We start from the raw sequence: 23,083 nt of genomic DNA, 5'->3' as shown, positions 1-23,083 counted from the left end.
ACAACAGTATGTCAGTAGCGTTTAAACATCTTTTCGGCTTCTTCACGGACTCGATTCCGCAGCGATTCAGGCTCGAGCACCACAACATTGGCCCCCCAGCTCAGCACCCAATGCAGTAAATCCTCTGGCTGGCGGACTTGAAACGTCACATATAAGCCTTCCTCATAATCCTCGAATTGTGTAATGAAAAAGTTGTTCGATTCCTTAACTTTATCAGCAATATCCGGGTGTACTTGAATACGCACGAGTACGTTCCGGTCATCTGCGGGTTTATGACCCTGCAGCTTAAAGTCGGAGGGAAACGTAAAAGGATCTTCTAAAGCCGTAAGATCGCTCATTCGAGATAGGCGGAAATGGCGAAGCTCCTGACGTAAATCACAATGCGCGACCAATATCCATGAGCCATGGATAAATACAAGTCCGTATGGGGCCACATCACGAACGCTATGGCGATTCCCATCAGCATCAGGCATATTCTTCGAGTAATGGAATCTTACCTTACGCTTATCCAGTACCGCTCGGCGCAAGGTTTCCATGCATTCTTTTTCACGTCCACTATTATGCGTTTCACCCGCAGTGATCAGTCTAATGGTTGTTCGTACTCGGGATGTCTCTTGGCGAACCGTCTCGGGTAAGATCGCTTCGATTTTTTCCCGGGAGCTCTGTGCTTTTGTACCGTAATCCGAATCAAATTTGTACTCAACAAAGTCCGTTCCAATCATGAGTGCCACAGCTTCACCGACCGTAAAGCTCACAGGAGGCAAAAAATATCCCTCCATCAAGGAATATCCGAGCCCCGGCGCACCGACAATCGGAACACCCGCCTCGCTAAGAGCTTGAATATCGCGATATATGGTCCTCGTACTTGTCTCAAACCTGGCTGCCAGATCCTCCGCCCTCAAAACACCCTTGCGCTGCAGCTCAAGTACGATCGCTAACATACGGTCTGTTTTATTCATGTCAAATACAATCCTCTCTGGCAAGCTTGAGGTGTGTTGCTGCTGTTTAATAACCCCGTTTCCGGTTTACAACACCTTGCAGGGGGCTGCCTTGTGCAAACTGCTGCAAATTGTCCAAGAAAAATCGACTTACATCTTCAAACTTGCTCGGTCCCGACAAGTGAGGTGTGATCTGCACATTCGGCAAAGACCACAGCGGGTTCTCCTTATCCAGCGGCTCCTGCTCGAAAACATCCAGGACCGCTGAGCGCTCCCGTTCTTCGTTCCATATCTCAATCAAGTCTCGCTCGACGATAAGCTGCCCTCTTCCTACATTAACCAGACAGGCATTAGACTTCATGGATAACAGAACATCCCGATTGACCACATGTCGGGTTTCAGAGGTTAACGGTAGCGTAAGCACCAAATAATCCAGTTCACTGACAAATGCTTTCCACTCTGATGCCGAATAATGTTGATCGACCAAATCAGCCTGTTTGCCACTGTAGCTTAGTCCGTACACCGTCATATCAAATGCTCGTGCTTTCCTGACGATTTCAGAGCCAATCGAACCCAGACCCGCCACGCCAATGACTTTCCCCTCAAGCGATCCTGGTCTGAAATAATCCCACTGGTGACTAGCTCGTGCAGTCAGTAGTCTCTGCATATCCTTGCAATGGAATAATAGATAAGCAAACACATACTCTGAGATCATGCCGCCGAATTGATCTACAACTCTAGTTATCACGATATGCTCTGGTACGGTTGGATCTGATATTAAGTTATCAATGCCCGCTCCAGTTGATTGAATCCATTGAACGGAAGTTGCTTCGGGCTGTGATAACAAATAGGAAGGGAAATTCCAGCACATCAGTACATCGGTACCAGGCAAAAGCAAGCTGGCCTCTTCGGGAGTTTTCGCTGTTCTTACGGATGTATAACCTTGTGCTTTCACCACCTCCGCATATTTTTCAGCCTCGTTATGATAAATCAGGATCGTGGGTGCCGCCTTGTTCAATATTGTTTCCTCCCTATGTATGTCAAGAGCTAATGACCGTTCTCCATGTCATTGTACTTAAAACCCCTCTGCCCTGTCTAACCCATAAAAAAAGAGGCTACCCAAGTCTGCTTCAAAATCGCCACATTCGAATAGTCTGATATATCCAACTCCATGCTATAATAGGGCTATGTACGATCCATATTCCATAACCGACGTAACTATTATTTCAATCGGGATATGGGCAGACTAGAGTCAGCTTAACTGGGCTTGGGTCTTTAAATAATCAGGTTTTTAATATATCCAAAAGGGTTGTGTTAAAAATGATGGCTGCTATCATCTTTGGGTCGGTTGCTTCCTGTGTTATCGTATTAGGATTAACTTTTTGGATTACTCGGAAAGCTTACTCACGTAAATGGGAAGAAGAAGAATAACATATCCATGGAAAAAAGGCTATCCATCACCGATCAGGCAGAAGGATAGCTTTTTCTATTGGACCTACTCCGATTACGATAAATCCCGCAATAAGCAACTATCTCTGCAGCAATGACCTCAAACCGCCGCGTAAGTGCGGCATCGTCGAAGTGATCTGCACTCCTCACCGCATCTACATGTCTAATCGTAAACATCAAACGATATCCTGCTTATACAGAGCTAAGCATGTGTTCACGCACCTTCCCAAAAAAAGGCCCGACTTGCTATGGAGCTTATCACGCCGTTCCCCGTGAAACAACTCGTTGGTTTAATCACGGTATAGTTGTCTTCAGTGATTCTCTGATGCAGGTGAACGCTATGTATAATTAAAGGAGAAATGTCCCAACCTAATCGGAGAAAAAGGTGGTGGGACTATGAACTGTGCTTCTTCGCAAGCCTTCGAACAAGTCGATCAATGTTTGGGAAAAAATGCTGATTTTGTATCCCTTAGAACTGTATTGCTAGGTCAGAATGTTCAAGTATGCTATTTGGATTCACTTGTCGATTATATGAAAACAACGGAAGCACTTCATCAACTGGGGTCTACTTCTTCGGATACGGACGACATGCTTAGCCCTGTTCTGCTCTCCATAGGGGGTACACGCAAAACGGCTGCGGATACGATGATTCAAGACCTGCTAGACGGAAAGATGGCTGTATTTCTCCATGGGGACATTGAACCTATCCTTTTCGATCCGGCACACCCGTCACTGCTAAGAAGCATAGCGGAACCGCAAGCAGAAAATGTTCTCCAGTCCTCATTTGATGCGTTTACAGAAAATCTCTCAACGAACATGGGCCTTCTTCGCAAACAATTGAAAAACGAGCATTTGGTCATGAAGACCTACCTTATCGGGGTGGACAATCCCTGCAATGTAGGGCTCTTTTATATGGACGATAAGGCAAATATGAATGTGATTCAACAAATGGTAACCCTCTTGGAAAATAGCAAAAAGAAGGAAGCCTATAATATTCAGCAATTGACCCAAGTACTGGAATTACCTCTGTATTCCATTGTGCCTCCATTCATTTCTACAGAGCTTACAGCGGAAACGATGCTTAACCTGTTGGATGGCAAAGCCGTTGTCATGGTCGATCACCTTCCCATCGCTCTTGCACTGCCGGTCATAATTACGGACTTTTGGGCTGTTAAGACGGACTCGAACCAGCCTATTCTGTTTATGTTGTTTTTTCGATTCATTCGGATCGTAGGATTTCATGTGGCTCTATTAATGCCCGCTTTATATGTAGCGATCGTTTCCGTCAACCCGGAGGTGCTTCGTATCGAATTGGCCCTGTCCATCGCGAAGAGCCGTATGGGTGTCCCATACCCTGCCCTGGTTGAGGTGCTGCTCATGCTGATTATTATGGAAATGGTTATTGAAGCTACTATTCGTCTGCCCAAAAGCATCGGACCCACAATCACCATGATCGGTGGGATTATTCTTGGACAAGCCATCGTTCAGGCGCAATTAGTAAGCAATCTGCTGATCATTATTGTAGCGGCGACCATGATTGCCAACCTAACCTTAGCCGGATTTCAAAATACCGTTTCCATTCGCATGTTGAAATATGTCATCTTATTTTTCGGCTCCCTATATGGAGTGGTTGGAATCGCTATTGGGCTTACATGGCTTGGACTCTTTTTATCGGGGATTACCACATATCGGGTTCCGTTTCTGAGCTTTAGCTTGAAGAAAAGTGGGTCCGAATGAATAAATATGCCATATTCATCGCCTTTTTTCTGTTTCATATTGATTTATCCGCATTCACTTACCCGAAGTACATACTTGGATCTACCACATCGGGATTCTGGGAACCGGTGGTGTTCTCCTATCTCTTGGAAGGGCTATTTCTCTTGCTGCTGATAAAAGGATTATTGTCCTCCCCACAAGAGGATCTGATTGACATATTCAAAGAAAAAATGGGGAAATGGCTCGCACGCATTTTATTGATTCCGTTGGCCGTTTATTTGTTTGTCTACCTGACTCTCATCCCTCGTACGCACTCGGAAATGCTTATCATAACTTTTCTCCCCCGTTTTCCGCTGTGGTCCGTGATGCTCCTTTGGACTCTTATCTTTTACGGCGCATCAAAAGGGATCCCTACCATTCTCCGTACATGTGTGCTCTTCAGTATTTTAATAGTTCCCCTGATTCTGTTTTCGATTGCGTCCTCAATTCAAAACTGGGATTACCGATACGTCTTCCCTCTTATGAACATGAAGATGGACTTTCTTTCCAATGCTAATTATTATTCCGGCACGCTTTCGTTTTTACCTTTTTTATTTATAGGAATGATTCCGGTTCGGAAGTTTCTTATGCCGCAAAAGAGCCGATATCTGATCTTGACCTATGTGTGCCTGCTCCCTTTTCATTTGTTATCTGTGTACAATCCCATCCTTACTTTCGGTCAAAAAGCTGCTTCCAAATTGCAATTTCCGATGCTCGCTGTGATGGATACTGTAGAAATCGCTTGGCTTATGTTTGACAGGTTAACCTTGTTTTATGTGGTTGCCTACATGATGGGCTCGTTTCTATATACTTCGCTTGTTGCCTGGATGCTCATTAAACTCATTCAAAAGCTTTATGTGCCTTTCAACAGCGTTTGGATCTCAGGCGTGTTGATGATTGCCCTTTTTGTCTGTGGCATGCTCATCCCAAACTTGACTTGGCTTAAAAATGTGGAAGGGTATCTTTCTGCAACCTACTTGTATTGTATGATCATCATACCGACAACTGTATTTATCCTAAGTAAACTCGGAAGGAGGAGAGCATCTTGAAGCTTAAGAGCCTTGTTCGACTGACGCTCCTTTGTTGCTGCGCCACACTGCTCAGCGGCTGCTGGAACCATAAGGATATTAATAAGCGGTACTTACCGGTCGTTATAGCGATCACAGAGGGGCAAAAGGAAAAATATAAAGTCATCCTTCGCATCCCCGATCCGATGGGGAAGAAATTGAGGGTAATTGAATCGGAAGCACAAAGCATTGCCAAGTCCTTTGACAAGATGCGGACAAAAGCAGATGTAGACATCGATTTAATGCATTTAAAATTAATTCTGTTCAGCGAAAGCATCGCCAAGAAGGGGATCAAAGATATCGTGGAATATGCGATTCGTTCACGCGATATTCCTCCCAAGATTTTGGTGGCATCGGTTAAGGGTGATCTGGAACCTTTGATGCATGACCAAAGGACATCGAATGTCGGTGCGACGGAATACGATTTTTTCAGCAAACAAGCGGGGTGGACTCCGAATATTTCTATTGTCCCTTTATGGAAGGCATTTCGCAGTATCAATTCCGATTTGGAGGATATCGCCATTCCAATTATATCCAAAGGTAAAGATACACTGTTCGATTTTCATGGCTCCGCCATGATGCGTGATGGGCGTATGTTGGAAATGGTATCTACGGATGAGATGTTCATCTATAATCTGTTCGAAGGATCGTTTGGAGGAGGCATTCTGGAAGTGATGAATGCAGCCTCCGTCACTGTTGTAAAGGCAAGCATTTCCAATCAGGCTGATTGGAAAAGTGGTCCGAGTCTTAGAAGCCGCATGAAATTAGATGTCGTTATTGAAGAAAAAAGTGAGGGCATGAGCAACGACGAAATCAAGAATAAATTGGTGAAAATTGTCGGCGATCGATACAACCGTTTGCTTAAAAAAACGCAGGCACATCAAGTCGATATTCTCGGCCTTGGGTTATGCTTCAGCAGTCACATGTCGGAGCAGCAAAGAAGCCATTGGAGAGACGAGTGGTTACCTAAGCTGAAATACCAATTTACGGTTGACATCAACATACAGGATACCGGCAATTTACAGTAACCCGAATAGATTCATTCAGAAGGACACCTCAACCATCCAGCTCTTTAGTTAATTAACTGTATATGTTCCTGTAAGCTTATTTAAAATATAGGTCTCAACGACCTTGGCAACTCCATCATTCATATTCGTATCCGTAACCACGTTGGCGATTTTTTTAATATCCGCATGAGCATTCCCCATGGCCACACCAAGTCCTGCAAATTCAATCATGGTAAGGTCATTGAAGCTGTCTCCTACAGCAATTACCTCTTCTTGTTGAATTCCAAGCTGCTGAATAAGCTGCTGCAAGCTAGTTGCTTTATCTACACCAGCTTCTGTGAATTCTAGAAAAAATGGTTTCGAGCGTACCACATTCAATTTACCTTCGAGCTGTTGTTGGAGTTTCTTTTCGACCGTTGCCAGCTTTTCAGGGGCGTCCATCATTAATACTTTGACGACAGGCTGATGAATCGCGTCGACAAAGCTGTCTACTTGTACGATTTCCATGCCCGTAATTTCGCCTTCGATATCGGTATACTCGTTATTGGTTTCTGTTACGATATCATCACCGACATAAGTATGAATCCATACTTCCTCCTGCTTGCTAATGATGTATAAATCATGTACCGTTTCCGGCGACAATGTACTGCTAAATAACTGCTCCTGGGTGGTGCAGTTTGTAATTTTGGCCCCGTTAAAGGATAAAATATAGCTCCCATATTTTCCAAGCTCCAATTCCTCGGCAATATGCTTCATTGCAAAGGTAGGGCGGCCGGAAGCAAGCACAACCTTAACCCCTGCTTCTTGTGCGTTGATTAAGGCTTTTAGGGTGCGCGGTGAGATGGTATGGTCATTTCGAAGTAAGGTATCGTCTAAATCAAGTACGATCATTTTATAGTTCATTCTATAACGTCCTCTCCAGTCTGCTTTTTCTTACAAGAATCTATTTTTTTATTGTCCCAGAACTCGTATATGAAAGCAAGAGATTACGTGCCACACCATGAATAAGGACCATGGCTCTGCGATGGCAGCACCGTGGTCCTTATTTTGTATCTGAGTTGAGAGCACCCATGAATAGGTCCATATTTATCACATATTTTATACGAGCATTCCGCCACTTTTGCTATATTTCACTATCCCGTCCGCAGCGCGATAAGCCAAAGCTCCGACCGTACCTGTAGGATTGTAGCCGCTATTGTGTGCAAATGCCGAAGCACCGACCACAAACACGTTTTCCATATCCCACATTTGCAAGTACGAGTTCACAGCCGATGTATCCGGGCTTGCCCCCATAATAACCCCGCCTGTGTTATGCGTGGATTGGTAATGGGTAATTTCATAAGGCCCTTGCTCGTTGTACGTCACTACTTGGTCCGCGCCCATTTGCTTCAAAACCTCACCGCATTTAGTCCCCATGAACTTCACTAATTCTCGGTCCCGCTCCTCAAAATCAAACGTAATGCGCACTAACGGATCCCCGAATGAATCCTTATACGTTGGATCTAAATCAAGGAAATGCTGCTGATACGGCATACAGGATCCCTCTGCCCATACGGATATGTTACGGTTGAAATATTTGATCGAGGAAGCTTTGAAATCCTTGCCCCAGCTCGGCGTGTCCGGAGGAACCGTATTATTTTGTATCGGCCGGTTACCCGATTGTCCGAAGGAAATGCTTGCGCCATGAATAAAATTAAGATCCTTATGATCAAAATTATCTCCATTAAAATCGTCTATGGTCATGGCTAACGACCCAGCACCTGCAAACAAGTTAAATTCCTTATTTTCATAAAATCCGACAGCGGCTGCCGCCTCGACTTGATACGCATAGTTCTTCCCGATTACACCCGTACCGGTAGCAGGATCATAGGGACGGCCTACATTGGACGTTAACAGCAAACGTACATTGTTGAACACATAGCTGGTTACGACAACGATATCGGCAGGCTGCTCGAATTCTTCTCCCGTTGTAACATCGACATACATGACCCCTGTTGCTTTATTGTCCTTATGTAATATGCGTCTCACATTCGAATGGGTTCTAATTTCAAACTTGCCCGTTTTCTTAGCTACCGGAATGACGGTGACAATAGGTTCGGCCTTAGCCCCATATTCGCAGCCAAAACGTTCACAAAAGCCGCAGTATTGACAAGCAGCTCTCGTAATCCCATCCGGGTTCGTATAGGTTTCTGACAAATTAGCCGAAGGCATAATATAAGGATGATAGCTAAGCCCTTTGCAGGCATCAGCAAACATTTTCATGACAGGCGAGATCTTCATTGGTGGAGTCGGGTACTTTTCAGAGCGCTTCCCCCCAAGCGGATTTTCCTCACCGGAAATTCCCGCCATTTTCTCGAATTGGAGAAAGTAGGGCTCCAGCTGATCATAGGTAATACCCCAGTCTTGGATGGTCATGCCTTCAGGGATTTTGTTTTTTCCATACCGCTCAATTGTTTTGGATTTGATTTCAAAATCGTACGGTAAAAAACGAAACGTTTGACCATTCCAGTGACTGCCGGCACCGCCGAGCCCTTCTCCAAGCAAAAAAGAACCGTAAGAACGCATCGGCAACGCGCGAATTTTCTCGTTATTGCGAAAAGTGATGGTTTCTTTGGATAGATCCTGAAACATCTCATACCGTAAAGCATAACGCAATTCATCATGCACCATGTAATAATCTTCCGTCTTGCGTTCCTTTCCACGTTCCAAGCCTACTACGGATAGTCCTGCTTTTGTTAATTCCGACGCGATAATCCCGCCGCCCCAACCAACTCCGACAATTACAACATCCACTTTAGCCAATTTTGTTGCCATAGGTTCACCTCTTTTTTAATGGGGAAGATGCTCTCTCAAGCTTACCGGCGCTATTTTCGCAAATTTGTCCTGCTCAATGATGTCGGTATACGACATTTGATTTCCTGGGAAATTTTTCATTTTCCAGCCATTCATTTTATTGTTGCCCCCATATAGCGGGTCCGCATATACCCCTTCCATCGTACTGCCGAAAAGCGTCTTGAAAAATCCGCTAGCCGATATCGTGGTCAGCTTAGCCTCGTCAGTTTCAAATGCTTTCAACACGGCATCCTGTTCTTCAGGAGCAAGACTGGTAAAGCCCTTCTGATACTTTTGCATGCTGTAGTTCTGCATCTCACGCAGTGCGATATCAAACACTTCTTTGCGCTTTAATCGGCCTTGATAGCCTTGAGTCTTTTCACCTGCAAAAAAGGGACCTTGCATATATTCTCTGCCATTAGAGCCCCATTCACTAGCTAGTTGGTGATCGATGAAGTAGGCTACGCCCAAATCTTTGGCCCCAGGCCCATTGTCATCACCAGGGAAAATCCGTTCGGTAGCAGCTTCCGTAATCAAAAATTGCTCCTGATTAAAATACATCAATGCTTGGTTATAGTTCACTGCTTCAGGAGCAGGCGTGACGGGAGTGACGGGAGCGGCCGGATTGGACGTTTTTCGAAACAGACTTCCTACCACACCACCCACGACAAGACCACCAACCGCATACCCTGAATTTTTTAAAAATTTGCGGCGAGATTCATCAGGTTCTTTGTGTTCACTTTGATTAGCTATGATAATCCACCTCCTACGTTGTACATTACTATTCGCAAGTTATTAATGGATTAAACATCAAAATTTGTTAATTGGATTCGAAAGCTCAACAAATAATAAATAAGCGTTAGGATAATAATAGTAGAAAGTGGCTATCAACGACTTACATGGGGGATTAGGATGACAACAACTTGGATCAAAAGCACGGTCCCGATTTTAATTGCAGCAGTTATTTTATCAGCTTGCACGAGTGCGCAACAGGGCCAACAAGCAAAATCGACAGAAATAAATTCAACACCGGCACCTCTGCATGCACATAATGAAAAAGCCAACACGGATAGCAATATCATTCCAAGCTACGATGGTCCTAAAGTTAAAACTACGAACCAGCATGGATCGACCTTTAGCGGAATGGGCACATCTGTATATAGCCGTATTGGCAGTTCAAGCCTTCTCGCCAATGGTGTTTCATCCCAGATTGAAACCATGCTGAACGATGCGGGTATATCCGGGATTAAAGTATTAGTACTGGGTGATTTGGTTGTATTAGGAGAGGCGGAGCCGCACACCGATGGGGCAAGTTATGAACCGCTGCAGAGCAAATTATTGAGCTCACATACAGGCTCGTCGGGAAAAGGGCTGCAGAGTTCCAGAGGTACCGGACCCATACAGATTCAAGGTACTAAAGATAATGGCCTGGGGCGTGCACAAAGCGAGATTCAATCGATCTTCGGGGGAAATATCCGCGTATTAACGGTTAACAATACCGACGATTTAAGTACCATGGATCGAGTAAAAGCTACCCTAAACTCCGGGTCTTCTGTCAATAAGCTGGACAAAGACATCTCAACCATTATTCAACACGCTGCTGAGCAAAACGTTAAATAATGAATAGCAAAAGAGCCCTATTTAGCTTGGAACGCTAATAGGGCCTATTCTAGTTATTTCTGTGAATAGCTGGTGGCATGCTTTATGCAACGGTTCGCAGCAGTCTGCGGTATCTCAGCAGCATAGCGGCCCGCCAAGGTACGAGCATTCCAAAAGCGAGCAAAAAGAAAATGGCTCCCGTTTGCGGGATCGATATATATTGTTCAATGTAGCTATGAAGCGCTATGCGAAGTGCCAACAGGCCCAGCATTACGTAGGCGAACGACTGCGATCGCTTGACAAATACTTCACCACTGTGCAGCTCCAATTTAGAACTGCGGATTAATGGGTAGGAAAAGAATAGCAGTCCCACCAATAAAGCAAGCAAAGCCCAAGTCCCAGGCACCCGAAAAGCGGGCGAGACAAACATAAAGAAGCCCGTACTCATGCCAATTGGAGGCATAATGATCTTCACCGTAGAGACCGGTTTGCTGGCTGCCCGCATACGAACAAAGATGGTGAGCAATGCCATTGCAATCATACCGATACTGGAAACAGCTTGCATATGAAGTGCGCCGAATTGAACCATAACTGTATCCCTCCTGTTGTATGTTACTCTTCATAAGGGCAATTTGTTTGATCTATGTCCACGAAAATATTATAGTCACATGTGATTATTATATTTATGATTATATATCGTTTAAATGGATTAGTCAACGGTGACTACTATCCACTTCCTTCATCCCATTTCACAAGTTTTTCAAGCAGAATGGATAACAAAACTCCCATAATAAAGCCATTTGAAACTAAAGGCTGCAATAAAATAGGTAAATGGTTAAAGTACGCGACATTAACATTCATGATGCAAATTCCGATCAACACAGGAGCAGCTAACCGATAAATCGTTATTGAATTAAATACGTACCCGTTTAAGCTTCTTAAAGAGGTTCCAAACAGCTGTAAATACGCAACAAATAAAACCGCATTTCCCACTGTTAAAGGCAGTGTGGCTAACATTCTGCTTAAGGGGGATATAATGCCCAGCATAGCGATCAGTCCGCCGCCAATCAGAAATGGCTTACGATTAAAAATACGCGTACTTTCCAGGAATCCAATGGATGATGAAAAGGGTGCAAAGGAAACCAACCCAAAAACAGAGGCCCCTATGGAGTACAAGCCAGATAATAAATATGATCGGTTAAACTGACCCTGCGATGGTTTTTCATTCAGAAGGGTTGATGCCGCTTGAACAGACGTGATCGTATTACTCAGATTAATAAAACTGGCTATGAACACGATCGTAATAATACCTATGTTTAAATTCGGCATACCTAATGGAAAAATCGGAACTCCAGTGTCGGATGGGCTGCTAAATGATGGCTCTGACGGAAAAATAATCAGGTATAATATCCAACCAACGATTATTCCTATTAGAATAGAAAAGCTCCCTACAACATTCCCCCCTTTAATTTTTATTAAGCTTACCAAAACAACAATTCCTAATGAAAATAAACTTATCGGTAAATCAAGTGTACCGTCCGGTGAAATCTTTAGCATTCCTTTGAAAAAGATAAACACGAGTTGAAAGGTTAATAAAAACAAGTAAACACTCATAACCATCGGCGCGAATACTTTTCGAATAAAAACCAGAAGATTAAACGCCCCCAGTATAAGTACAACCACTCCCGCGAGCAGCATACCCGTTGCAATTCCCCCGCCTATTGACGAATAACTCATTCCCATGGAAGAGGCTGATAAACAGAGATTGAGGATTAATCCCCACATCACTCCCGAGTGTCCCTCCATGATTGGATAACGGTGCCCTACAAGCCCTTGGAGCAGACATGCGACCCCTGTAAAAATCAATGAACTGCGAAGAATACCGGCAACTTCCTGCGGCTGCAAATCAAATGCCAAGCCAATAGATACGGGTACAACCACCGTATTGGCAAAAATAAAAAATAACCACTGTAAAGATGCAAAGGTAGTTGTCCATGAAGATAATCTAGTCATTCTCTCACCTTTCCTATTTAACTTGAATGAAATGCTTCCTCGATTCTAATGGCGTGATGATGCCTAATCAAGGAACTCTCCATAATCCTTTAACATCATACTCCAATATTCTCTTACATCATACCCCAACAGCGTATCTCTTATCTAATGCATGTACATATAAAAATCCCGCTCCATAATAACGCACTGGAGCGGGATTTTACATGTAACAACTGTTTCAATGTCCCAAAACGTTTGCAAACTGCTGCATATTCTTCGTCAAAGACTCCGTATTGGACAATGAAGATCGCTGAAATTGGGTGATCATGTCTGTCAAGAAAGCTTTCATACTGGACGTATCGGCGCCAGCGAATCGGTTTGTTATTGGGGTGTTCCGTAAATCATTCACAATCTTGTTCGTTTCTTCTTTATATTTGGTTGTCCACTCATTGTTATGGGAAGCCTTTAATGCGAATTGAAATAAAATCTTACCCCAGTCCCCACCATTCATCATGGCCTCTCCTAATTGTTTGTACGCCTCGGGATCGAACCTTTTCATTAACTCTCCCGTACTGACATAGCCTTCAGGAGCACCCCTTGGCCTCTCAGGAGGCGTAACATAGGACGCTTGGCCCGTTTCTGGATTGACGGTTCTTGTTTTGGCTATTGCCGCAATTTGATTTATGGTGGACAAGAATCGGGTAGACTCTTCACCCGTCATATAGTTATCGGCCAGAAACTTCGCTTGCGACAAGCCTGTCTCTAGCAGAGCCGCCCTTTCCTGCTCATCCGACACCGAACCGTCAGGAAGCAAATTTGACTGAATTAACGTATAGACCGCTTTGCTGACCTCAGGCGATTTGCCCGATAAAATACTTTTCAACGAATCGTTAATTTCAGCTGTGCCATAGTATTGTGCCGGCTGCATGTCAATGGAACCCGCAGCCAACTCCCTGCCTTTTGAACTAATCTCAAGTATGTCTTCTTTTTGCCTGGAGCCAGGCATCGCGCCTGCGTACATAGCTGGATCTGCTGCCCTCGCTTTAACATCGTAAAGGTTAGGTATCAGATGTGTTGTATATGTAGAAACATTCAAATTTAACACCCCAAATTCAATCTTTTCTATTAATATCGACAGTTTATTGCTTTTATTTAATAGAAATTACATTAATTAACTGCATTCCTTACCCCAATATCTGCAGCTCCCTTGCCCGCTTGATAGCCTGTGATCGCCGCTTTACACTGAGTTTGCTGTACAGATTGTATAAATGGTTTTTAACGGTTCCTTCTGTCAATCTAAAACGATCGGCTATTTCCCTATTGGACAAGCCTTCTGTCAGGGCCAGCAAAATCTCGACTTCGCGGTTCGTCAAGGGATCTAGAAGGAGCTGTGAGGAATCCCTGGTACCCGTAACATCATGAGGGTCCAAAGGCTTTGAACTGTCATCCGGCCCATTCACAAGCGGGTTGATACGGGACTCCTGCACAGCTTTTAGATCGTCTCCCTTCAATTCAAGTTTCGTTTCCATCATCCCCGCAGTAGGGGGCGCCATTCTTCGATCCTCCCGAGAAGCTTCAACCGACTGCTCGGAAAGTGCTCTCTGAATCGTTCGGTGAAGTCTTTCCTGTGTAACTGGCTTCACAATATAATCGTAAGCATGGACGTCAAATGCCGACAGGGCATAATCCTGGTGTGAGGTAACGAAGACGATTTTCATGCGTCCTCCACGCTCTCTCAACCTTTGGGCAAAATCAAGTCCACTCTCTCTCGGCATACTAATATCGACAAGCAACAGATCCACTTCGTGGTTCTCCAGATATGAAAATGCCGTCATCGTCTCCACAAAGCAGCCCACGACATGGACCTCCTCGATCTTGCCCAACATCCGCCTCATGATTAAATGCATCGCCCTTTCGTCATCAATCACGACGATCTTCATATCGCATTCCTCTTTCCCTTTTGTCCGGTAGTCGTATAAGCTTCCTCGTGAAGCATTGGAATGGAAAAGTAAAAGGTGCTGCCTTGATTCAATATACTGTCGAACCAGATATCCCCCCCGTTCATTCGAACGAATTCCTTGCATAACGTAAGCCCCATCCCCACACCTGTTTCTCCAGCCGTTCCATCGGAAGAAACCGGATAAGCGTCCTGAAATAAAGTGCTCGCCTTATCCGGTGTCATACCAGCTCCCGAGTCTCCAATGGATACGATCATTTCATTGTCCACCTGACGAGCATCTAATTGAATGCTTCCTTCATTATTCGTAAATTTAATTGCATTGGAGAGCAGGTTGCGGATGATCAAATCCAACATTTCTTTGTCGGCATATATCCATGTCCCCTCCGGGATGTATGAAGTTATTTGAATGTGTTTGCCTTTGCTGCGCACCTGTAGAAGCCGGATATTAGCCTGAATAGCTAGAGATAAATCAACGATGACGGGATTAAACACCATCCCCCCTTTTTGGCTGCGGAACCATTCCAGCAAACTTTCCACCAATATAAAGGCATTCTGGATTTGCTGCCCCATTTCGTTCACTACCTCCTCATGCTCCCCATCGCAGGAATGCATTTCCTCCTCCATAAGCTCCATCAGGCTCATAAGTATAGCAAGCGGATCACGAATGTCGTGAGCAATGACATTGAATAACTTATCCTTGAACGAATTCAGTTCACCCAGCTGTTGGGCATTGGCAAGCAGCTTTTTCTGAGTGAGGACATCCTCCGTTACATCGCTTAACAGCAGCATGATACCCATTGCAATCTGATTGCTGTCATTGACCTGTGAAAGATGGACACTATAAATTTTGGAGGTTTCCGGTTCTGTAATCATCAACCTGCTCTCTTTAAATGGCTCCTGCATGATCCTGTCCAAAAGCTCAGGGTATAAGGAGAGAATTTCCGAAGCTGGCATTCTCTTTGTTTTTTTATGATTCAATCCCCTCATCACCCGCTTGGCTGACTGGTTGAAGCTCGTGACCTTGTAATCCATATCCAATACAATAACCGCGTCCCGCATCGATTCAAACACCTTTTGCAAAGCCAGAGGAGCCAGCTTCAGCATGTTAAACTGATAAATTCCCCACATATAGAAAATCCCCGAAAAAACAAACCCGAAGGGAGAAAAGTCAATGGGAGTAGGGACAATACCGATCAAATATAAAATGGTCACTCCGTATGGCCCGCAGGACCCAATTACCACAAAAGTAATTTGCTTCCTCACCGCAGGAGCCGCTTTCTGGTACATACGGAGCAACAACCCCATCCCGATGATACAAAAGAAATACGCATACCCCACATGAAGTTTGTATAGTGGACCTGTGACCAAGGAAGCCAGCGGAAAGCCCTCAGAATCGTCAATTTCGATGCTTTTATAAAACCAATGATGCCAATCGTTCGTATAATGTGCGACAAACGTAATAAAAGGAACAATCAGAAGCACAGCGATTCTCCGTCTATTCAGAAACGCTTGGTATCCGGTAAACTGCAGCACCATGATAAACCATAGTACCGTACCAAAAGGAATGCCAATATATTCAAATCTCAGCCAAAAGCGGATTTCTTCCAGATTGGAGCTGACAATTTCAAAAGCATATCCAAAGGAATAGAAGGAACCCGCCAGCATGCCCAGGCCATAACTAACCGCGATCGGAAGCTCCCTTCTTTTCCAACATAGATAGGATATAAACAATGAGCAGCAGGTAGCGGCCATTAGTAATGCAGATATATATAGGTTGTAGCTCATAAGCGTCGGCTATCCTCCATGCGCAATTTGATCTTCCAAATAACAGCTTCTATTTTATCAAAAACAATACCTGACAACTTGATTTATCTCCAAAAAAATTGCAATAACCTCTAAACGTGGCTTTAGAGGTTAGATTAATTGCTGTAGAATTACTTAGACATATCAACAAACCCGTTTCCAAACACATCACGCACATCATGAATGGTGATAAACGCATCGTTATCAATTGACTTCACAATTTTTTTGAGCAAATTGACTTCCTGCTTGCTTACAATAATATACAGGATTTCTCTGGGCTTTTTTGAATAATAGCCATGTCCATATATAACCGTAACGCCTCTGTCCAACAGCACGTTCACTTGCTCTGCGATTTTATTCTGTTCTTCGGATATGATCATAATCGCCTTTTTGGGATTAACGCCTTCAATAATAAAATCCATTACTTTGGCACCTATATACAGCATGATGATCGTAAGCATCAAGCTTTGAGCCCCAATAATAAAATAAGAAGAAGCCGCAACGATCAAATCCAAAAACAGCAGGGAGTAGCTGATATTCCAATCCAAATACTTATTAGCGATTCTGGCCAAAATCGTAGATCCCGCCGTTGTGCCACCAACCCGTATAATCAGACCCAAGCCAATTCCAGCGAATACGCCCCCAAATATGGCATTCACCAACAGTTCATTTGAAGCAATACGCCAGCCCTCTGTTAAATATAGAAAAAAAGAATTGAATACCACAGCAATAATGGTATACACAATCGTTGTCTTATCCAAAAACTTATAGCCGATCATGAGTAAAAAAGCATTCAAAATCAAGTTGACCAATCCAGGAGACCACTGGAACAGGTAATAGGAAATAATTGTTAAGCCTGTTACACCGCCTTCTCCAAACGTATTGGGAATAATAAAAAGATTGACAGCAAGTGCAAACATGAGTGCACCTGCCATAAGAAAACCGATATCGATGACCTTTTGCTTCATTACAACTCCACCTTCTAGAACACATAAAATGGTGCGATAGCCTTATACGCGAGAATAGTATACCATATTAACCGAGTACCTCTACATTAGATCGGGATAACAAGTTGACTAAACATTGAATCTATGATATCTTTAATTAAAGATATTTCATATCAAGATATTTACAGGGAGTGATTCACCTTGACGAAGCAAACTGAACCTGATGATCAAACCCTTTCCCTCAAGCTTTTAGTGGTGTTATCCAAAACCTACAAGAGCATCATGGATAAAGCTGCAAAAGATATTAAAAATTACGAGCTGACCCCATCCGAGTTTGGAATCCTGGAGGTTTTATATACCAAAGGCAAAATACCAATTCAACAAATTGGCGAAAAAATTCTGATCACAAGCGGCACGATGACCTACAACCTAGATAAGCTGGAAAAAAAGCAGCTGGTTATCCGAATCCCTTGCCAAGAGGATCGAAGAGTTGTTTATGCTGAGTTAACGTCTGCCGGTAAAGAAATGTTTGATCGTATTTTCCCCCTGCATGCAGGAAGTATTCAACAAATGATGAACGGTCTCTCATCATCTCAAAAGCAAGAAGCTATTGAGCTGTTAAAACAATTAGGTAAAGGAGTGTTATAACATGACAGCATCATTTCGGAACATAGAAGGAACTTACCACGGTGCCCCTTTCCACATGGTAGGCGATGGATTTCGTGTATCTAACTATTTCCCTTCAGGTACTAATTTTGGACAACGATTCAGCCCATTTATCCTGATGGATTATAATGCACCGTTTGTTTTTCCACCCAGCAACGAAACCAAGGGAGTGGGCGCTCATCCTCATAGAGGTTTCGAAACCGTATCTATTGCTTACGAAGGTTTCGTCGAGCATCATGATAATCACGGCAATCATGGGATTATTGGACCTGGGGATGTTCAGTGGATGACAGCAGGCTCAGGGCTGCTGCATAAGGAATATCACGAGAAGAAATTTTCCCAACGCGGAGGTACCTTTCATTTTATTCAACTATGGGTAAATCTCCCCCGTGCAAATAAGATGAATCCTCCACAATATCAAGAACTATTGAAAAAGGATATGGGCAGAGCCGAACTGCCTGACGGAGGTGGAGTCGTTCGCATCATCGCTGGTGAATATAACGGAGTTCGCGGGCCTGCCAGCACCTTCACGCCGATCCACTTGTTTGATATTGATTTCAAAAAACATGGGAAAGCACAATTTGAACTTCCTTCTTCTTTTAATACTGCCGCTTTGGTGCTAAGGGGAGAAGCTAAAATAAACGAAGACACCATCGCCAAAGAAGGAACCTTTGTTCTATTTGGAAACACCTCTGGGGAAATCCTCATTGAAGGTCTAAGTGATGATGCACTTGTCATTGTTCTAAGCGGCGAGCCTATCCATGAGCCTATTTTTCAACGCGGGCCTTTTGTCATGAACAGCCCTGAAGAAATTGCTGAAGCCTTTCAAGACTTTCAATCAGGCAAAATGGGAAACGCGAATTTCTAACATTGTCCAAGAGATGACTTCTGGATTCATCAGGAGTTGTCTTTTTTTATGTTCATCAAATTTCATGAAACATCCTGGACTTAACCGATTAGTTATTGACCTTAGAACAGGTCTAAGGTTTATACTTAATTTGGAAAAAGCACTCAGGCAACTCCAGCTGATTTTTGTTTCTTGCTCATCTGTTTTATTTTACATGAACCATGTCGTAATGAGAGATAATAACGATAAGAGTTTACGTCTTATTTCTTAGGGTTAGGGCGATGATATGTTCGCTGAATGGAGGAAGCTGGATGCATAAAAGTAAAAGGATGATGCTTTCCGGATCTATCTCTCCCTCTCTTAACACGATGATAAAACAAGCTTTTACAATCAACAAAAGTCCTCTTCCCTGGGAAAAGGCCATCGGTGCAGGAATATGTTCAGGTTTACCTGTCCTCCTGGGACTCTTGTTCGGGAGTTTACAATACGGACTGATTGCAGGTATAGGAAGCTTCACCTATCTGTATACATTCAATGTACCTTATGCCCATAGAGCCAAAAAGCTATTTTTGGCACTTCTTGGCATGACCTTATCCGTTGGATTAGGAACTTTGCTTGCTCCTTACCCGTCTGCAGCAGCAATTGCTGTGGGTATCATTGGGGCCATCGCTGTATTTGTTTTTGGCGCTTTCAAAATGGCAGGCCCCTCTGCTATATTTTTTGTTTTAGGATTTCTAATGTCTACTGGCATGCCGATAGATCCGGCACTTGCTCCACTGCGTGCAGGGCTTGTTTTTGTAGGCGGGGCTTTATCCTGGATTCTGGGAATGATCGGTTGGTTTATTAAGCCTCATGGGCCTGAGACCCTTGCTGTAAGGAACGTATACACCATGCTTGCTGACTTTATGGATTCAGTAGGTACAGATCATTTTAATGCAGCGAGACAGAAGCTCATATCTACACTGAATGCAGCCGAAGAGACACTCCTAGCAGGACACCTATCCTGGCACAGCTCAGATCAATATAAAAGACTGTTACTTTTAAATGATCAAGCCAATACGATATTTTTACACATCCTTGAGTATTGTGAGGAACGCAGCGGTAAGCTTCCGTCTGAATTAGGGAGTTCTGTCCGGTTTATCGCAGCTTCGCTTGATCATAAAGATAACGTTAATGCTAATAAGCCCACCCGAACAGAGCAGGCAGACAAAGGCATCTATCGGTTATTGAGTTTAATCGATCATGCTGATGCCATCTTGAGGGTACCCATGACCAAGATCAGTAGGGAGATGATACCCAGTTCTAGACCGTCTCCCATGACCGTCTTAGGGGGATCCTTTGATACAAACTCCATTGTTTTCTTTATAGCTATAAGATATGGCGTAGTCCTCACTATTGCTGCTATTATAGCTAATTCATTTCAATTTAATCACTCTTATTGGGTTACTTTATCCTGTGCAGCTGTGATGTCAGGATCAACTATCGTTGCTACCTTTCACCGTTCAATCCAGCGTTCTATAGGAACGATCGTTGGAGTTGTCATTGCAACCCTTATCCTATCCGTTAAGCCTGAGGGGATTGTTATCGTAGTCGCAATCGTGTTGTTCACAGTACTTACGGAGCTTGCTATTGTATTTAACTATGGGATCGCAGCGTTATTTATCACATCCAATTCTCTGCTGATGGCAGAAAGCACATCCCCATTATATGACTTTAGCTATTTTGCAACCGCAAGGATAATAGATGTTGTGATAGGAGCCATTATAGGCCTGGTCGGAGCATTATTGGTAGGCTCGAGGCAAGCTTCAAACTTACTTCCCCATTTAATGGCGAAAACGATTCGAAGCGAGCTGCAGTTTCTGTTGGTATTGTTCTCAGAGCAACAAGAGGAAAAGCATGTTGACGATAAAGAGCGAAGCAAACTGCAAATCCATTTATCTAATTTAAAACTCGTATTCACAACAGCTTTGGGGGAAATTCCTAACAACAAAAAAGCTTTAGAACTTCTCTGGCCTGCTATGTTTGCCATAGAGCAGTTGGGGTATTTGCTTGAATCCTGTCTAAAAACAACAAATAGGCCCATCCTCTCAGATGAAAGCCAGTCCCAATTGCTTCTTGTTTTTGATACTATGGCAAAAGCTGCCGAACATCATCAGTTGCCATCCAAAAAAACCGTTCCTGAAATCAAAGGGTTTTCAAAATTAACAAAAGAGATTAACGAGCTACAGGATGCGCTTCAGGTTAGCGGAAATGATCGCGTCTCCATGGACAAATAGGGATAGAGGATTGTGTCTCAAAACTCTGATACGTCACAGTCCACTCCCAATTTCGTGCAAAAAAAGGGAATGGACTGCGATCATACCAGGCTCAATTTGAAGATATATTTCATCAGCTTGCTCGATTCGCAATACCTCAAAGCATCTTTACGACCACGGACTCCGCTGTACCTTCTTTATTCCGAATCGATTCCTCGTAAGATCTTTTGAAATATTCAACATACAATACATCCAGCAAGTAGAGCTGTGAAATCTTAGCAGATAAGGAACCTCCCTGCAGAGGGCCTTCATTCGCACCACAAAGCAAAGTAAGATCAGAATAGGAAGTCAGCGGAGACTTCACGAACCGAGTTATAGAAATGATAGTAGCTCCGCATTCTTTTACCTTCTGGGCCACTTCAATCGTATCCTTGGTCGAGCCGGAGTAAGAAATGATTACAGCTACGTCCCGTTTCGTCATTAAAGCCGCGGACATCATCTGAAGATGCGAATCGATGGTGCATTCCGTTTTGTTGGTGATGCGCATAAATTTAATTTTCGCTTCCATAGCCGTCATTAAAGATGAACCGACACCAAAAAATATGATTCGTTCCGCTTTAAGCAAGCAATCTATTGCTTGATCGATTTTGGAGCTATCGATTAAATTAAACGTTTCGTTCAACGCGCTTATATTCGTTGCCAGCACCTTGGAAGCAACCTGGTCGATTGTATCATTCATTAAAACCTTTTCGTTAAGCTGAGGGATCTCATTTTCCACTGTGATGCTATGTGCCAGTGCAATTTTGAAATCCTGGTATCCCTTATAGCTCAAGGACCTGCAAAACCTGAATATGCTGGATTCGCCTACTCCACAAACATCCGCAAGGTCGGTAATCGACATATATACGACACTTTTCGCATTTTCCAAGACATGATCCGCTACTTTTTTTTCTGTATTGGTCAGGTTGTTGTACTTGGAATGAATCGTTGTAAAAATATTGATTGCACGCAACCCATCACCTCTTTTAATCCTCAGGATTCGGACATTTAGGACATTATGGATTACAGCTGCGTCATATTCATCGTAAAAACAGTGATGCCGCACCTAATAAACCAGCCTTGTTCCCAAGGGAAGCCTTGAGAATTTTCACATCCGAGAAACTTTCCATGATCAAACTTTTGGTTTGTACCTCGACTAAACGAACCAGGTCATCCTGCTCCATCACCCCGCCACCAACTATAATAGCGGAGGGATTAAAAATATGAATGAGTGAAGCTAAACCAACGGATACTTCGGCAGCCCAAGCATGTAAAATTTGATTTAATTTATTGTTTCCTAATCTTATTTTATCAAAAAAAACTTTCCCGTCCACACATTCCGGATCAGCTTGTTGGGCTATCTGAATCAAAGCGGTCGTTGAGGCATAACTTTCATAGTACGGTTTCCTCGCTTCGCCGCTCATAACCGACATCGGACGCGTAAAGATATGGCCGAATTCCGCCGCCACTCCGTTCGCTCCTCGGTATATTTGATGATTCAGAACGATGGCTCCGCCAATACCTGTGCCAAAAGTAAGACATAAGAAATCATCAAACGATGCCGCCGCACCAAAATAAGCCTCTCCGAGCGCTGCGGCGTTCACATCATTTTCTACCTTTACCGGCGTGTGGAATCGATTTTCAATGATCCCCCTAATCTTCATGCCTGTGTAATCGGGGATATTTTCGTTGGCATAAACAATATACCCGTCTTCGGCATTGACTTGACCGGCCGTACTGATGGCAACAGCATCGTAATCCTCATAAGCTGATATCTGTACAAGCAATTTTTCCATGACATGCGGGCCGCCCAAATGGCTTTCCGTTGGGTATTCCTTAAATTGCTCGATTTGTCCCCGTTCATCGCAAATGCCCATCTTCGTATTGGTACCGCCGATATCCGCCGCTAATATCTTCATCGCCATAG

At 43.7% G+C, this 23,083-nt stretch carries 21 protein-coding genes; 7 read left to right on the top strand and 14 right to left on the bottom strand.

Annotation, left to right across the window (positions count from 1 at the left end):
• Positions 1-11 precede the first annotated feature (11 nt).
• The 3 genes from BM210_RS24350 to BM210_RS34935 all read right to left on the bottom strand — a co-directional run bounded on the left by BM210_RS24350 (position 12) and on the right by BM210_RS34935 (position 2,564).
• Positions 12-959 (bottom strand): helix-turn-helix transcriptional regulator, encoded by a 948-nt coding sequence (locus BM210_RS24350; RefSeq protein ID WP_091174533.1) that lies wholly within the window; start codon positions 957-959, stop codon positions 12-14.
• Between the two features lie 46 nt (positions 960-1,005).
• Positions 1,006-1,956, bottom strand: coding sequence for a D-2-hydroxyacid dehydrogenase (locus tag BM210_RS24345; RefSeq protein WP_091174531.1), 951 nt, complete (start codon positions 1,954-1,956; stop codon positions 1,006-1,008).
• A 446-nt stretch (positions 1,957-2,402) separates the two neighbouring features.
• Positions 2,403-2,564 (bottom strand): hypothetical protein, encoded by a 162-nt coding sequence (locus BM210_RS34935; RefSeq protein WP_177237972.1) that lies wholly within the window; start codon positions 2,562-2,564, stop codon positions 2,403-2,405.
• A 219-nt stretch (positions 2,565-2,783) separates the two neighbouring features.
• Between BM210_RS34935 and BM210_RS24340 the strand changes: the two genes are divergently transcribed.
• From BM210_RS24340 to BM210_RS24330, 3 genes are read left to right on the top strand one after another with little or no spacing between them, the layout of a single operon-like run.
• On the top strand, positions 2,784-4,124 hold the full coding sequence (locus BM210_RS24340) for a spore germination protein (RefSeq protein ID WP_091174529.1): 1,341 nt from the start codon (positions 2,784-2,786) through the stop codon (positions 4,122-4,124).
• The gene (locus BM210_RS24335) at positions 4,121-5,191 is read left to right on the top strand and encodes a GerAB/ArcD/ProY family transporter (protein ID WP_091174528.1); all 1,071 of its coding nucleotides are present in this window, start codon (positions 4,121-4,123) and stop codon (positions 5,189-5,191) included. Before BM210_RS24340 ends, BM210_RS24335 begins: the two co-directional genes overlap by 4 nt.
• On the top strand, positions 5,188-6,237 hold the full coding sequence (locus BM210_RS24330) for a Ger(x)C family spore germination protein (RefSeq protein ID WP_177237971.1): 1,050 nt from the start codon (positions 5,188-5,190) through the stop codon (positions 6,235-6,237). The genes BM210_RS24335 and BM210_RS24330 overlap by 4 nt, the downstream gene beginning before the upstream one ends.
• Before the next feature lie 48 nt (positions 6,238-6,285).
• Here the strand turns inward: BM210_RS24330 and BM210_RS24325 are convergent, their stop codons facing one another.
• The 3 genes from BM210_RS24325 to BM210_RS24315 all read right to left on the bottom strand — a co-directional run bounded on the left by BM210_RS24325 (position 6,286) and on the right by BM210_RS24315 (position 9,801).
• The gene (locus tag BM210_RS24325; protein ID WP_091174525.1) at positions 6,286-7,119 is read right to left on the bottom strand and encodes a Cof-type HAD-IIB family hydrolase; all 834 of its coding nucleotides are present in this window, start codon (positions 7,117-7,119) and stop codon (positions 6,286-6,288) included.
• A 195-nt stretch (positions 7,120-7,314) separates the two neighbouring features.
• Positions 7,315-9,030 carry a GMC family oxidoreductase gene (locus BM210_RS24320; protein WP_091174523.1) on the bottom strand — a complete coding sequence of 572 codons (1,716 nt, stop codon included), beginning with the start codon at positions 9,028-9,030 and terminating at the stop codon, positions 7,315-7,317.
• Between the two features lie 15 nt (positions 9,031-9,045).
• Positions 9,046-9,801, bottom strand: a complete 756-nt coding sequence (locus BM210_RS24315; protein WP_091174522.1) for a gluconate 2-dehydrogenase subunit 3 family protein — start codon at positions 9,799-9,801, stop codon at positions 9,046-9,048.
• A 159-nt stretch (positions 9,802-9,960) separates the two neighbouring features.
• Here BM210_RS24315 and BM210_RS24310 point away from each other — a divergent pair, with 159 nt between their 5' ends.
• Positions 9,961-10,668 carry a hypothetical protein gene (locus tag BM210_RS24310; protein WP_091174520.1) on the top strand — a complete coding sequence of 236 codons (708 nt, stop codon included), beginning with the start codon at positions 9,961-9,963 and terminating at the stop codon, positions 10,666-10,668.
• An 82-nt stretch (positions 10,669-10,750) separates the two neighbouring features.
• Here BM210_RS24310 and BM210_RS24305 read toward each other — a convergent pair whose 3' ends face one another.
• The 6 genes from BM210_RS24305 to BM210_RS24280 form a co-directional block, all read right to left on the bottom strand.
• A complete protein-coding gene (locus BM210_RS24305; RefSeq protein ID WP_091174518.1) occupies positions 10,751-11,236 on the bottom strand; it encodes a CcdC family protein in 486 nt (161 codons plus the stop codon).
• Positions 11,237-11,373: 137 nt separating this feature from the next.
• Positions 11,374-12,660, bottom strand: coding sequence for a uracil/xanthine transporter (locus BM210_RS24300; RefSeq protein ID WP_091174516.1), 1,287 nt, complete (start codon positions 12,658-12,660; stop codon positions 11,374-11,376).
• 217 nt (positions 12,661-12,877) lie between these two features.
• Entirely contained in the window at positions 12,878-13,735 is an 858-nt protein-coding gene (locus tag BM210_RS24295; RefSeq protein WP_091174514.1) for a hypothetical protein, read from the bottom strand.
• Between the two features lie 88 nt (positions 13,736-13,823).
• Entirely contained in the window at positions 13,824-14,579 is a 756-nt protein-coding gene (locus BM210_RS24290) for a response regulator transcription factor (RefSeq protein WP_177237970.1), read from the bottom strand.
• A complete protein-coding gene (locus BM210_RS24285) occupies positions 14,576-16,384 on the bottom strand; it encodes a sensor histidine kinase (RefSeq protein WP_091174511.1) in 1,809 nt (602 codons plus the stop codon). The genes BM210_RS24290 and BM210_RS24285 overlap by 4 nt, the downstream gene beginning before the upstream one ends.
• Positions 16,385-16,533: 149 nt before the next feature.
• Positions 16,534-17,370, bottom strand: coding sequence for a YitT family protein (locus BM210_RS24280; protein ID WP_091174509.1), 837 nt, complete (start codon positions 17,368-17,370; stop codon positions 16,534-16,536).
• A gap of 180 nt (positions 17,371-17,550) precedes the next feature.
• Here BM210_RS24280 and BM210_RS24275 point away from each other — a divergent pair, with 180 nt between their 5' ends.
• The 3 genes from BM210_RS24275 (at position 17,551) to BM210_RS24265 (ending at position 21,138) form a co-directional block, all read left to right on the top strand.
• Positions 17,551-17,997, top strand: a complete 447-nt coding sequence (locus tag BM210_RS24275; RefSeq protein ID WP_256223990.1) for a MarR family winged helix-turn-helix transcriptional regulator — start codon at positions 17,551-17,553, stop codon at positions 17,995-17,997.
• 1 nt (position 17,998) lies between these two features.
• Entirely contained in the window at positions 17,999-18,883 is an 885-nt protein-coding gene (locus tag BM210_RS24270) for a pirin family protein (protein ID WP_091174507.1), read from the top strand.
• A 290-nt stretch (positions 18,884-19,173) separates the two neighbouring features.
• The gene (locus BM210_RS24265) at positions 19,174-21,138 is read left to right on the top strand and encodes an FUSC family protein (RefSeq protein WP_091174505.1); all 1,965 of its coding nucleotides are present in this window, start codon (positions 19,174-19,176) and stop codon (positions 21,136-21,138) included.
• 136 nt (positions 21,139-21,274) lie between these two features.
• Here BM210_RS24265 and BM210_RS24260 read toward each other — a convergent pair whose 3' ends face one another.
• Both BM210_RS24260 and BM210_RS24255 read right to left on the bottom strand, forming a co-directional pair.
• Positions 21,275-22,129 carry a MurR/RpiR family transcriptional regulator gene (locus tag BM210_RS24260; RefSeq protein ID WP_091174503.1) on the bottom strand — a complete coding sequence of 285 codons (855 nt, stop codon included), beginning with the start codon at positions 22,127-22,129 and terminating at the stop codon, positions 21,275-21,277.
• 67 nt (positions 22,130-22,196) lie between these two features.
• Positions 22,197-23,081: an ROK family protein gene (locus BM210_RS24255; RefSeq protein ID WP_371263531.1), complete on the bottom strand. Its 885-nt coding sequence runs from the start codon at positions 23,079-23,081 to the stop codon at positions 22,197-22,199.
• Positions 23,082-23,083 lie beyond the last annotated feature (2 nt).

The organism is Paenibacillus sp. 1_12, assembly GCF_900114475.1.
GTDB lineage: Bacteria > Bacillota > Bacilli > Paenibacillales > NBRC-103111 > Paenibacillus_S.
This window is presented reverse-complemented; position numbering and strand designations above follow the sequence as displayed.